11 protein-coding genes are annotated in these 12,978 nt (G+C 73.1%); 8 read left to right on the top strand and 3 right to left on the bottom strand.

Annotation, left to right across the window (positions count from 1 at the left end):
• The first annotated feature begins 9 nt into the window (after positions 1–9).
• The gene (dapD, locus tag OG710_RS05425) at positions 10–999 is read left to right on the top strand and encodes a 2,3,4,5-tetrahydropyridine-2,6-dicarboxylate N-succinyltransferase (RefSeq protein ID WP_330238310.1); all 990 of its coding nucleotides are present in this window, start codon (positions 10–12) and stop codon (positions 997–999) included.
• A gap of 47 nt (positions 1,000–1,046) precedes the next feature.
• On the opposite strand, the gene dapA is transcribed toward dapD, so the two are convergent.
• Entirely contained in the window at positions 1,047–1,940 is an 894-nt protein-coding gene (gene dapA, locus OG710_RS05420) for a 4-hydroxy-tetrahydrodipicolinate synthase (protein WP_330238309.1), read from the bottom strand.
• Positions 1,941–2,224: 284 nt separating this feature from the next.
• Between dapA and OG710_RS05415 the strand changes: the two genes are divergently transcribed.
• The 3 genes from OG710_RS05415 to OG710_RS05405 all read left to right on the top strand — a co-directional run bounded on the left by OG710_RS05415 (position 2,225) and on the right by OG710_RS05405 (position 5,671).
• The gene (locus tag OG710_RS05415; protein WP_330238308.1) at positions 2,225–3,724 is read left to right on the top strand and encodes a hypothetical protein; all 1,500 of its coding nucleotides are present in this window, start codon (positions 2,225–2,227) and stop codon (positions 3,722–3,724) included.
• A 173-nt stretch (positions 3,725–3,897) separates the two neighbouring features.
• Positions 3,898–5,394, top strand: a complete 1,497-nt coding sequence (locus OG710_RS05410) for an alkaline phosphatase PhoX (RefSeq protein WP_330238307.1) — start codon at positions 3,898–3,900, stop codon at positions 5,392–5,394.
• Between the two features lie 46 nt (positions 5,395–5,440).
• On the top strand, positions 5,441–5,671 hold the full coding sequence (locus tag OG710_RS05405) for a hypothetical protein (protein ID WP_111333103.1): 231 nt from the start codon (positions 5,441–5,443) through the stop codon (positions 5,669–5,671).
• Between the two features lie 52 nt (positions 5,672–5,723).
• Here the strand turns inward: OG710_RS05405 and OG710_RS05400 are convergent, their stop codons facing one another.
• Both OG710_RS05400 and OG710_RS05395 read right to left on the bottom strand, forming a co-directional pair.
• Positions 5,724–6,950, bottom strand: coding sequence for a TerD family protein (locus OG710_RS05400; RefSeq protein WP_330238306.1), 1,227 nt, complete (start codon positions 6,948–6,950; stop codon positions 5,724–5,726).
• Positions 6,951–7,042: 92 nt separating this feature from the next.
• Positions 7,043–7,858 carry an NAD-dependent epimerase/dehydratase family protein gene (locus OG710_RS05395; protein ID WP_330238305.1) on the bottom strand — a complete coding sequence of 272 codons (816 nt, stop codon included), beginning with the start codon at positions 7,856–7,858 and terminating at the stop codon, positions 7,043–7,045.
• Positions 7,859–8,152: 294 nt separating this feature from the next.
• Between OG710_RS05395 and OG710_RS05390 the strand changes: the two genes are divergently transcribed.
• From OG710_RS05390 to araD, 4 genes are all read left to right on the top strand, one after another.
• Positions 8,153–9,334 (top strand): hypothetical protein, encoded by a 1,182-nt coding sequence (locus tag OG710_RS05390; RefSeq protein ID WP_330238304.1) that lies wholly within the window; start codon positions 8,153–8,155, stop codon positions 9,332–9,334.
• 237 nt (positions 9,335–9,571) lie between these two features.
• Positions 9,572–10,228 carry a GntR family transcriptional regulator gene (locus OG710_RS05385; RefSeq protein ID WP_330238303.1) on the top strand — a complete coding sequence of 219 codons (657 nt, stop codon included), beginning with the start codon at positions 9,572–9,574 and terminating at the stop codon, positions 10,226–10,228.
• Between the two features lie 29 nt (positions 10,229–10,257).
• On the top strand, positions 10,258–11,160 hold the full coding sequence (locus OG710_RS05380) for a dihydrodipicolinate synthase family protein (RefSeq protein ID WP_111333117.1): 903 nt from the start codon (positions 10,258–10,260) through the stop codon (positions 11,158–11,160).
• Positions 11,157–12,884 carry an L-arabinonate dehydratase gene (araD, locus tag OG710_RS05375; protein ID WP_330238302.1) on the top strand — a complete coding sequence of 576 codons (1,728 nt, stop codon included), beginning with the start codon at positions 11,157–11,159 and terminating at the stop codon, positions 12,882–12,884. The genes OG710_RS05380 and araD overlap by 4 nt, the downstream gene beginning before the upstream one ends.
• Positions 12,885–12,978: the final 94 nt, after the last annotated feature.

Genomic DNA, 12,978 nt, shown 5'->3' with positions numbered 1-12,978 from the left:
TTTCTGGTCATGACCGACACGACTTCCACCCGGCCCACCGGCGCCGTCGCCGCCGGCCTCGCCACCATCGCCGGCGACGGCTCCGTCCTCGACACCTGGTTCCCCGCGCCCGAGCTCACCGCCGAGCCGGGCCCCGCCGGAACCGAGCGGCTCGACCCCGACCGGGCCGTCAACCTGCTCGGCGAGGGCGCCGCCAAGGCCATCGGCGTGGACGCCCGCCGCGGGGTCGAGGTCGTCGCCGTGCGCACGGTCATCGCCTCGCTCGACGACAAGCCGCTCGACGCCCACGACGTCTACCTGCGCCTGCACCTGCTCTCGCACCGCCTGGTCCGCCCGCACGGCCAGAACCTGGACGGCATCTTCGGCTTCCTCGCCAACGTCGCCTGGACCTCGCTCGGCCCGGTCGCCGTGGACGACCTGGAGAAGGTCCGGCTCAACGCCCGCGCCGACGGCCTGCACCTCCAGGTGACCTCCGTCGACAAGTTCCCCCGGATGACGGACTACGTGGCGCCCAAGGGCGTACGCATCGCGGACGCCGACCGGGTCCGCCTCGGCGCGCACCTCGCCTCCGGCACCACCGTCATGCACGAGGGCTTCGTCAACTTCAACGCCGGCACGCTCGGCACCTCCATGGTCGAGGGCCGCATCTCCGCCGGTGTCGTCATCGGCGACGGCTCGGACATCGGCGGCGGCGCCTCCACCATGGGCATGCTCTCCGGCGGCGGCAAGGAGCGCATCGTCATCGGCGAGCGCTGCCTGGTCGGCGCGGAGGCCGGGGTCGGCATCGCGCTCGGCGACGAGTGCGTCGTGGAGGCCGGCCTCTACGTCACCGCCGGCACCCGCGTCACCATGCCGGACGGCCAGGTGGTCAAGGCCCGCGAGCTCTCCGGCGCCTCGAACATCCTCTTCCGCCGCAACTCGGTCACCGGAACCGTCGAGGCCCGCCCGAACAACGCGGTCTGGGACGGCCTCAACGACGTCCTGCACAGCAACGACTGAGACCAGAGGTCACGGGACCAGCCGAAAGGCCGAAAGGCCGAACGGTCCTAAACGGCCGCGAGGAGTTCCTCGTACGCCGCACGCAGCCCGTCGGACGCCTCGCGCCCGGCGGGCTGCAGCGGTTCGCGCACCGGACCCGCCGCCAGCAGCGCCTTCGCGGTCACCGTGCCCGGCAGCCCGGACTCCATCATCAGCGAGGTCAGCGCCGCCAGCCGCCCGTTCAGCCGGGCCGCCCCCGCGGTGTCCCCGGCGTCGAAGGCGTCCAGCACCGCCCGCAGCCGCCCCGGCACCACATTGGCGACCGTGCTGACATAGCCCGCCCCGCCCAGCGCGTACAGCGGCAGGTTCAGCTCCTCGCAGCCGGAGTAGTAGGCGAGCCCGCCCGCCGCGATCCCCCGCGTCGCCGCCAGCAGATCGCGCGAACAGTCCTTCACCGCCACGATGCGCGGGTGCTCCGCCAGCCGCAGCAGCGTCTCCGGCTCGATCCGGGTGCCGGTGCGGCCGGGGATGTCGTACAGCATCAGCGGCAGCCCCGCCGCGTCGGCGACCCGGCGGAAGTGCGCCTCCACCGCCGCCTGCGGGGGCCGGCTGTAGTACGGCGTCACCACCAGCAGCCCGTCCGCGCCCGCCTGTTCGGCCCGGCGGGCCAGCTCCAGGGTGTGCAGGGTGTCCGAGGTGCCGACGCCCGCCACCAGCGGCACGTCCGGGCCGACCGCCTCCCGGACCGCACGCAGCAGGTCGGTCTTCTCCGCGTCGGAGGTGGTCGGGGACTCGCCGGTCGTGCCGCTGAGCACCAGCCCGTCGCAGCCGCCCGCGACCAGGGCGGCGGCATGCGCGGCCGCCGCCTCCCGGTCCAGGGCGCCACCGGCGGTGAACGGAGTGATCATGGCGCAGAGGGCGCGGCCGAAGGGGCGCGGGCGCAAGGGTGCGGAAGGCGTCATACCGGCAGTCTCGGACGCCGGTCGATGAAGGTCCACTTAGATTTGCTGCCGCTGACCGTGTAGCGATGCTCAAGGGTTGCCGGGGTCCGGGACCCTCGGGCCGGGGCGCCGGGGGCCTTGCCCGCATTCCGGTCGGCACGCGGCGAAATGCGTCTAGGCTTAGGGCGTGTTCCGGATGTCCCGTCCGCCGCGCCGCAGGCGCCGGGCGGACGGCAAGGCCCGGCGTCACACGTCCTGAGCCGCCCGGCGGCCCCCCACCCCGTACGTTCCGAGGAGACCCCTTGATGTCCGCAGAGCGCCCGACCCTGCCGCCGGTCCGGCTGCACACCGAGGCCGAGCTGGCACGGGACGCGCTTGCCGCGCCGCTGCTCGCCCGCGCCGCACGGCTCGCCCGCTGGGCCGGCCCGGACACCAGGGTCGGGGCCGGCGGCGAACTGGCCGAGGCCCAGCTTCCCGCCGCCGCCGCACACCTGGGCCTCACCCCCGACGAGGACGGCGCGGCGGAGGCCAGCGAGGCGTGGCGGCTCGCCGTCGACACCGGCCTCGTCGACATCGAGGACCCCGCCACCGACACCGGCGACCCGGACGACGGCCTCGACGAGGACGACGAGGAGACCGGCGACGACGCCTCCGGCACCGTCACGGCCGGCGAGAACCTCGCGCTGCTGACCGGCGGTTCACCCGCGGACGTGCTGGCGATCTGGCTGGACGGCCTGGAGGCCGCGTACGCCGACGCCACCGCGCCCGTCTTCGACGACTTCGCGGACCTCGTCGGCGAGGACGGCTCCATCGACTTCGACGCGCTCGACTGGGACCCGGAGGCCGAGGCGGAGTTCCTGGACGGGGTCCTGGGCAACCTCTACCTGCTCACCGTGGGCGAGGGGGCGGACGGGGCGCCCGTGCCGCTGCCCGCGCTCGCCGCGTCGATGATCGTCCCCGACGACATGGGCGAGCCCACCGACGACGTCCTGGAGCAGGTCTCGGACGCGATGATGCGCCTGGACGACCAGTTCCGGGTGCTCGAACCCATCGGCATCGTCGAGTACCACCCGGTGGACGAGGCGCTGCTCGTGGAGGAGGGCGAGGAGACCGTGCCCGCCGCCGACGAGGAGGACGTCACCCGCTACGGCATGGTCCGGCTGACCCCGCTCGGCCTCTACGGCATCCGCGCCCGGATGCTGGAGGCCGGCGTGGACGCCCCGGCCGTCGGCGACCTGGTGGACAAGGGCGCCGACGTGCTCCTCGGCGGCATCGCCCACTACCCCGAGGCCGCCGCCCGCGCCGAGATCGAGGGCTGGCTCGAACGCAGGGGCACGGACGGCGCCGCCGCCGAACTCCTGGACGCCGCACGGGGCACCGACCCGCTGGCCCCGCTGCGCCGGCTCCACTGCCAGCAGGCGCTCGCCCTGGTCGGCGCCGAGGCCGAACCCGCCGTGCGCGACGTCCTGGGCGACGGGGAGCTGGGCGGCCTGGCCCGTGTCTGGCTGGCCGAACGGGGCGCGCAGGACGTCCCCGCCCCCTCCGAGACGATGATCTTCTGGCTCGCCGTCGACACGATCGCCGCCCAGCTGGAGGCCGACGGCGACCTCGACGAACTCCAGGCCCTGGTCGAGGGCCTGTCCGGGCAGCACAGCGGCTTCTTCGAGGAGGCCTGGCGGGTGGACCACCCGGCGACCGCGGAGGTCCTGGAGGCGATGGGGCGGCTGCACAGCGACAAGAAGCAGGCCAAGGACGCCCGCAAGGCCGCCTTCAAGGCCCGCTCGCGCGCCGGCGCCACCGACTGATCAGGCGTAACGCGGCAGGGTGACGGGCGGGCGGCCGGGTGCGGGCCGCCCGCCCGACGTCGATGTTCACCGAAAGGTGCGCCCCGAAGACGTCACCGGTTCAACTGATGTTGGGGAACGGGCGGAACGGTGAGCCCGTCAACAACACACCCCCGCTGCACCAGGAGTACGTGATGGCCTTCACGCGCAGGGAATTCACCACACAGTCCGCCCTCACCGGCGCCGGCATCGCCCTCACCGGAACCGTCGCCGCGCTGGCCACCGCGCCCGGCGCCCTCGCCGCCGGGGGACCCAAGCACGGAAACGGCCACGGCCACGGCCACGACGGACACGGCCACGGGGGCCACGGCCACGGCCACGGACACGGCCACGACCGCGAACCCGGCTACGGACCGCTGCGCCCCGACCCCAAGGGCATACTCGCGCTGCCCGCCGGGTTCTCGTACCGGATCATCACGCACTGCGGCGTCACCAAGCTGGAGAGCGGCGAGTACACGCCCTCCAACCACGACGGCACGGCCGCCTTCGAGGGCCCGCGCGGAGTGACGCTGCTGGTCAACAACCACGAGCTGAGCGGCACGCGGGCCGGCTGGGAGCACCCGGTGCCCCTCACCGAGGGCCTTGTCTACGACCCGGTCGCGGCCGGGGGCTGCACCGTCGTCGAGACCCGCCGCGACGGCCGCACCGCCGAGTGGGTCGGCATCGCCGGCACCTCCACCAACTGCGCGGGCGGCTCCACCCCGTGGGGCACCTGGCTCACCTGCGAGGAGACCGAGGACAAGGCCGGCAAGAAGGGCCTGCTCAAGGACCACGGCTACGTCTTCGAGGTGGACCCGTACGACAAGCGCGCCAACCGCTCGCCGCGCCCCATCAAGGCGTTCGGCCGGTACGCGCACGAGGCGGTCGTCATCGACCCCAAGCAGGGCCACGCCTACCTGACCGAGGACGCCTCCGGCCCCAACGGCCTGCTCTACCGCTGGGTTCCGCCGCACGGCTTCCGGCACGGCCGCGGCAAGCTGCGCACCCTCGCCGACGACGCCGGGGTCCTCCAGGCCTTCAAGTGCTTCGACCGGCACGGCAAGTTCGTCGACGACCTCTCGCGCGCCACCAAAACCGGCACGGTCTACGGCGTGGACTGGGTGGACGTCCCGGACCGCGACGCCCGGTCCGTCTCGGTGCGCAAGCAGTTCGCGGCCGGCGCCGTCACCCGCGCCCGCAAGCTGGAGGGCATGTGGTGGGCGGACGGCGGCGCGTACGTCGTCTCCTCCTTCGCCCGCGGTGAGAGCCCCGAGCAGCACGACGGCCAGGTCTGGTTCTACGACCCGAAGCGCCGCACGCTGACCCTGAAGGTGCTCCTCGGCGTCAACCCCGACCCGTCGAAGGACGGCGCGTTCGACGGCCCGGACAACATCACCGTCTCGCCGTACGGCGGCCTGGTCATCGCCGAGGACGGCGACGGCGTCCAGCACCTCTTCGGGGCGACCGAGAGCGGCCGTACCTACCCGATCGCGCGCAACGACCTGAACATCGGCAGCGAGGAGGAGCCGGAGTTCAGCGAGTTCACCGGGGTCACCTTCTCGCCGGACGGCCGGACGCTGTTCGCCAACATCCAGACGCCGGGAATCATGGTCGCGATCACCGGTCCGTGGAAGCGCCAGCCCAAGCGTTGACGGCAGGGCATGGCGCCGGGAGCCCGCGAGGCGCATACTCGAAGCAATGAAACAGTCAGCCGGCTCCCGGCGCCACCTGCCGTCCAGTCCCTTCAACCGCCCGGCCCAGGCGGCCCCACCGGTCGAGTCATTCGCCCTGGGCGACCGGGTATCGCACGACCAGTTCGGCCTCGGCCGCGTCCTCGCCGTCGAAGGCGACAACGACGCGGTGATCATCGACTTCGCGGGCCGTCAGGGGAGAATCCTGAGCCCGTACTCGAAGCTGACGAAGCTCTGAGGCGCTCGGCCGGGCCGCCCGCCTCCACACGGGCGGCCCTTCGGCATGCCCGCTAGAGGGCCTGGGCGGCGGGCTTGACCATGCCGCGCACGGTCCGCGACTTCACGAAGTCGCCCATGGCGGTCATCTCCCACTCGCCCGAGAACTGCTTGATCAGCTTGGCCATCATCACGCCGGTCTGCGGTTCGGCCCCGGTCAGATCGAAGCGGACCAGCTCCTCGTCGGTGGCCGCGTCCACCAGCCGGCAGTACGCCTTGGCCACCTCGGTGAACTTCTGTCCGGTGAACGAGTTGACCGTGAAGACCAGGCCCGTCGCCTCCGCGGGGATCTGGCCCAGATCGACGACGATCACCTCGTCGTCGCCCTCGCCCTCGCCGGTGAGGTTGTCCCCGGAGTGCTTGATCGCGCCGTTGAGGATCGACAGCTTGCCGAAGTAGCAGCTGTCCAGATGGTTGCGCTGCGGGCCGTACGCGATGACCGACGCGTCCAGGTCGATGTCCTTGCCCCGGTAGGCGGGCTCCCAGCCCAGTCCCATCTTGACCCGCGAGAGCAGCGGCCGGCCGGCCTTGACCAGCGACACGGTCTCGTTCTTCCGCAGGCTGACCCGGCCCTTGTCCAGATTGATCCGGCCCGGAGCGGGCGGCGCCGCCGGCGCGGGGGGAGCGGCCGGGGGCGCGGCCGGCGGGGGCGGGGCGAGGCGCGGGTCCATCGGCGCGGCGGCGGGAGCCGGGGGCGGCGGGGGCGTGGGGGCGGTGACCGGAGCCGGGGCGGCCGGGGCCTCGTCGACCGTCACACCGAAGTCCGTGGCGATGCCCGCCAGCCCGTTCGCATAGCCCTGGCCGACCGCGCGGACCTTCCACGCACCGGCGCGCCGGTAGACCTCCATGACCACGAGGGCGGTCTCGGCGCCCAGCCGGGGCGGGGTGAAGGAGGCCAGCACGCTGCCGTCGTCCGCGTTGCGCACGGTGGCGGTCGGCTCGACGCCCTGGAACGTCTGACCGGCGCTGTCCGGGCTCGCCGTGACGACGATCTTCTCGATGCCGGCCGGAACGGCGGCGGTGTCCACCACGACGGCGTCCGGCGCGCTGCCGTTGCCGGAGCGGTAGCTGACGCCGGGGCCCGAGGGCTGGTTGTAGAAGATGAAGTCGTCGTCGGAGCGCACCTTGCCCCCGGCGGTGAGCAGCAGGCCCGACACGTCGAGCCGCACGGGCGCGGCGACGTCCACCGACACGCGGACGGCGGTGAGCGGAAGATTCGAGCCAGGTGTCATAGCGGTCATGTCCGGGAGAACGAACGACCCGGCTTTGCCGTTCCCTTACCTTCCGGCGGGTTCGCCCGGACGGCGCAAGCCATGGTGCGGTGCGCTCCGGCTCAGTGCGGCCAGAGCGGCGGGTGGGTGCAGAAGTGGCCGCCGAGGTGGGCGTGGTCCGGGTTGCCGGGGTCCAGCTCGCCCTGTTCCGCGAGGAGCTTCGCCGCGTACGGCTCCGAGTCGTCCCGCGGTTCGTAGCCCAGGGCGCGGGCGGAGGACAGGTCCCACCAGAGGCGGGTGTTGTCCGAGGAGCCGTTGACGACGGTGTGGCCCACGTTCTCGGCGGTGAGCGCGGCGTCGAACAGCCGGGCGCCGTCCGCCGGGCTCATCCACACCGACAGCATCCGCACGGAGGTGGGCTCGGGGAAGCAGGAGCCGATGCGCACGGACACCGTCTCCATGCCGTGCCGGTCCCAGTACAGCTGGGCAAGGTCCTCGCCGAACGACTTGGAGAGGCCGTAGAAGGTGTCCGGGCGGTGCGGGGTGTCCACCGGGATCAGCGGGTCGCCCGGCAGCGGGCGCGGGGTGAATCCCACCGCGTGGTTGGAGGAGGCGAACACGATCCGCCGGACGCCGGCCTCGCGCGCGGCCTCGTAGAGGTTGTACGTGCCCTGGATGTTCGCCCGGAGGATCTTGTCGAAGGAGGCTTCCAGCGAGATGCCCGCGAGGTGGATGATCGCATCGACCCCCGCCACGGCCCTGCGCAGTGCCTCCGGGTCGCCGAGGTCGGCGGTGATCGCGTCCGGTTCGCCCTCGATCGGCACCAGGTCGAACAGGCGCAGCGTGTAGCCGTGGGCGGGCAGCAGCTCGCGCATCAGGGTGCCAAGTCCGCCGGCGGCGCCGGTGAGCAGGACGGTGCGGGGCGTTGCGGCGGGCATGCGGGGTCTCCTCTTGGATCAGGTTCACATGCGTGGACAAGGTATGTGGGGGGTCCGGGGGCGTCAAGGGGGGTCGGGTTCCGGCTGTCCGGGGGCGGGTGAAGTTGCCTTGACCGGGTGACGCGGCGGGCCTAGCTTGGGCGTCGTTCATAGATATGGACATCAATCATAAATGCGCACGCATCAGGAGGGGCCTGTGAGCCCAGACCCGCTTGCCGCCCGACTCACCGCCGTCGCCGGGCCGCTCGACACCTTCTACCGGCCGCTCGTCGAACCGCCGGCCAAGGGGCACGGATGAGGACCTCCGCCTTTCTCTACCCCTGGGACGTGATCGGCGACCCCGGCGCGCCCGCCCGCATCGCGGCCCTCGGCGTCCGGCAGGTCACGCTCGCCTCCGCCTACCACTCGACCCGCGCGCTCACCCCGCGCCACCCCGCCCGCCGCGTCGTTACCGCCGAGCACGCCGCCGTGCTGTACCCGCCGGACGAGCGGCGCTGGGCGGGGCGGACCCTGCGCCCCTACCGGCAGACCTGGATCGCCTCGGACGACCCCTTCGCCGAGGCGGCCGACGCGCTGGCCGGGGCCGGGCTCGACGTGCACAGCTGGGTGGTCCTGGCGCACAACTCCCGGCTGGGCGCCGAACACCCCGGCACCTCGGTGGTCAACGCCTACGGCGACCGCTACCCGTGGGCGCCCTGCGTCGCCCGGCCCGAGGTGCGCACCTATCTGGTGGACCTGGCGGCCGAGGCCGCGGTGCGCGACGGGGCCGCCGGCACCGAACTGGAGTCCTGCGGCTGGTACGGCTTCGCCCACCTGCATGCCCACGACAAGGTGGCCGGCGTCGGGCTCGGGGACGCGGCGCAGTACCTGATGTCGCTCTGCTTCTGCACCGTCTGCCGGGCCGGTTACGCCGCCCGGGGACTGGACCCCGGCGAGCTGGGCGCGGCCGTGCGCCGCGCCCTGGAACCGGTCTGGGTCGGGTCCGGGGCGGCGGCGGCCGGCTGGGACGCGGTCGGCGCACTCCTCGGCGCCGACCTCGCGGAGGCCACGCTGCGATGGCGCACCGGGGTCGCGGGGGAGCTCCAGGAGGCGGTGACCGGCGCGGTGCGGGCCGCCGCCGCGCCGGGGTTCCGGGTGCTGCTGCACGCCGACCCCGCCCCGTACCGCTGCGGGGCGAACCCGGGTGTCGACCCCGGCCGCGTCCTGGCGGCGGCGGACGGCGTGGTGCTGCCCTGCACCGGTACGGACGCGGTGCGGGAGGCCGTGCTCGGGCCGTTCGCGGGCGCCCCCGCGGACGCCGTGCTGGCCGCCAACCTCACCGTGGTCCGGGGGATGGGCGGCAGCCCGGACACGCTGGAGCGGGACGCCGCGCACGCCGCGTCGCTCGGCGCGAACCAACTGCGCCTGTACCACGCGGGCCTGGCCTCCGACCCGGACCTGGCGGCGGTCACCGCGGCGCTGTCCCGCCTCGGCTGAACCGGGCCGGTCCGGCGGGAGCCGCGGGTTCCCGCCGGACCGGCCCCGGACACATGCCCCGTACCGGACAACTCCCGTGCGGCGGAGCGGAATCCGTGTACGACACATGTCCGGGTTCCGCGAAGTTCTTTTGTCAGAGGCGTTGACGAAACATTCGCCGCGCCTCTAGCTTCATCGCGTCGTACTCCGTACGTCATATATGAGACGCGATACGCGAGATGTGAGAGCCCGGCACCCATGACCTTTGCGCCCACCCCGATTCCGTCCCGCACCCAGTACGTGCTGGAGGCGGTCAAGCACGCGATCCTCACGGCACAACTGAGGCCGGGACAGGCGCTCGTGGAGACCGAGCTCGCCGCACAGTTCGGGGTCTCCAAGACCCCGGTCCGCGAGGCGCTCAAAACCCTGGCCGGCACCGGCCTCGTCGTCATGAGCCAGTACAAGGGCGCCACCGTGCGGCTCGTGGACGCGGCCATGGCCCGCGAGGTGTACGACGTACGACTCCTGCTCGAACCGGAGGCGCTGCGCCGCTCCATCACCCGCAACGCGTCGCTCGACGCGGCGCAGGAGGCCCTGGAGCGGGCGGACTCGGCGGGCGACAAGGCCGAACGCTCGCTCGCCAACCGGGACTTCCACCGCGCGCTCTACCTGCCCTGCGGCAACCCGCTGCTGGCGCGGATGCTCGACGAGGTCCGCGACCAGGCGGCCCTGGTCTCCACCGTCGCCTGGTCGACCGTCCCGTCCTGGGAGCGGGAGGCGGCCGAGCACCGGGAGATCCTGCGGCTCGCGCTCGCCGACGACGCGGACGCGGCGGCCGGGGCACTGCACGACCACATCGCGTCGTTCGTCCGCCGCGCCTTCCCCGACGACGAAGACGGGGGCGACGCGGCGTGAACCCGCACACAGACGAAAGGCCTGTCCGCATGGACCTCACACCGCTGAAGGCGGCCCTCGCAGACGTCGTGGCGATCCCGGTGACCCCGTTCGCCGGGGACGGGACGATCGACACCACGGCGCACCGCGCCCTGCTGCGGAGACTGCTCGACGGCGGCGTACGCATCGTCACCCCCAACGGCAACACCGGGGAGTTCTACGCGCTCACCCCCGAGGAGCGGCGCACGGTCACCGAACTGACCATCGAGGAGGCCGGCGGCCGCGCCACCGTCCTCGTCGGGGTCGGGCACGACGTGCCGACCGCCGTCGCCGCCGCCGAGCACGCCCGTGACGCCGGCGCCGAGATGGTGATGGTCCACCAGCCCGTCCACCCCTACGTCTCGCAGGACGGCTGGATCGACTACCACCGGGCCATCGCCGAGGCCGTCCCCGGACTCGGGGTCGTCCCCTACATCCGCAACCCGAACCTCCAGGGCGCCGGCCTCGCCGCTCTCGCCGACAGCTGCCCCAACGTCATCGGCGTGAAGTACTCCGTCCCGGACGCCGCCCGCTTCGCCGCCTTCGCCCGCGACGCCGGACTGGAGCGCTTCGTCTGGGTCGCCGGACTCGCCGAGCTGTACGCCCCCTCCTACTTCTCCGCCGGCGCCACCGGCTTCACCTCCGGGCTGGTCAACGTCGCGCCCGGCGTCTCGCTCGCCATGCTGGAGGCGCTGCGGGCCGGCGACCACCCGGCCGCCATGAAGGTCTGGGAGCAGATCCGCCGCTTCGAGGAACTGCGCGCCGACCGCCAGTCAGCCAACAACGTCACCGTCGTCAAGGAGGCGCTGGCCGCCCTCGGACTGTGCGACCGGGCGGTCCGCCCGCCCAGCCGGGTGCTCCCCGAGGAGCGGCGCGCCGAGGTCGCCGACCAGATCGCCGGGTGGTCCATATGACCGGCCGCATCGCCCCCGAGGAGCTGCGCAGCCACCAGTGGTACGGCACCGACGGACTGCGCTCCTTCAGCCACCGCGCCCGCACCCGCCAGCTCGGCTACCTTCCCGAGGAGCACCTGGGCAAGCCGGTCGTCGCGATCCTCAACACCTGGTCCGACATCAACCCCTGCCACGTACACCTGCGCGACCGGGCGCAGGCCGTCAAGCGCGGGGTCTGGCAGGCGGGTGGCTTCCCGCTGGAGTTCCCGGTCTCCACCCTCTCGGAGACGTTCCAGAAGCCGACCCCGATGCTCTACCGCAACATGCTGGCCATGGAGACCGAGGAGCTGCTGCGCTCCTACCCGGTGGACGGCGCGGTGCTGCTCGGCGGCTGCGACAAGTCGACGCCCGCGCTGCTGATGGGCGCCGCCTCCGTGGACCTGCCCACCGTCTTCGTACCGGCGGGGCCGATGCTGCCGGGGCACTGGCGCAACGAGGTCCTGGGCTCCGGCACCGACATGTGGAAGTACTGGGACGACAAGCGCGCCGGACTCATCGGCGACTGCGAGATGGGCGAACTGGAGAACGGCCTCGCCCGCTCGCCCGGCCACTGCATGACCATGGGCACCGCCTCCACCCTCACCGCCGCCGCCGAGGCGCTCGGCGTCACCGTCCCCGGCGCCTCCTCCATCCCCGCCGTCGACTCCGGCCACGACCGGATGGCCGCCGCCTCCGGACTGCGCATCGTCGAACTGGTGTGGCAGCAGCGGAAGCTGTCCCAGATCCTCACCCCCGAGGCGTACGAGGACGCCGTCGCCACCGTCCTCGCGCTCGGCGGCTCCACCAACGCCGTCATCCACCTCATCGCCATGGCCGGCCGCTCCGGGATCAGGCTCACCCTGGACGACTTCGACCGCATCGCCCGTACCGTCCCGGTCCTGGCCGACCTGCGCCCCGGCGGCAGGTACCTGATGGAGGACTTCCACTTCGCCGGCGGGCTCCCCGGCTTCCTCGCCCGGATCACCGACGTCCTCCACCTGGACCGGCCCACCGTCGCCCACGACACCCTGCGCGAACAGCTCGACGGCGCGCTCGTGCACAACGACGACGTCATACGGGAGCGCTCCAACGCGCTCGCCGACGAGGGCGGCGTGGCCGTGCTGCGCGGCAACCTCTGCCCGGACGGCGCCGTCATCAAGCACATCGCCGCCGAACCCCACCTGCTGCGCCACACCGGACCCGCGGTCGTCTTCGACGACTACCGGGAGATGCAGCGCACCATCAACGACCCGGCGCTCGCGCTGACCCCCGACCACGTACTGGTCCTGCGCAACGCCGGCCCCAAGGGCGGCCCCGGCATGCCCGAGTACGGCATGCTGCCGATCCCCGACTACCTGCTGAAGCAGGGCGTACGGGACATGGTCCGGCTCTCCGACGCCCGGATGAGCGGCACCAGCTACGGGGCGTGCGTCCTGCACATCGCGCCCGAGTCCTACGTCGGCGGGCCCCTCGCCCTCGTCCGCACCGGCGACCTCATCACCCTGGACGTCGAGGCGCGGCTGCTCCGCCTGGAGGTGTCCGACGGGGAACTGGCCCGCCGCCGGGCCGAATGGACCCCGCCGCCCGTCCGGTACGAGCGCGGCTACCAGGCGCTCTACCAGGACCAGATCACCCAGGCCGACACCGGCTGCGACTTCGCCTTCCTGGCCCGGCCGGGAGAAGTGCCCGACCCCTACGCCGGCTGACCGGCCCGCCCCCGAGAATTCCCGCGCCCCACGTGTTCGGTATATCGAACGCCATTTGGGAAGCGCTTGCGCACACCCCCGTACAGAGAGATCG

Origin of the sequence: Streptomyces sp. NBC_00525 (genome assembly GCF_036346595.1) — a bacterium.
Taxonomy (GTDB): domain Bacteria; phylum Actinomycetota; class Actinomycetes; order Streptomycetales; family Streptomycetaceae; genus Streptomyces.
The sequence above is the reverse complement of the archived record's forward strand: the minus strand, read 5'-3'. Positions and strand labels throughout refer to the sequence as shown.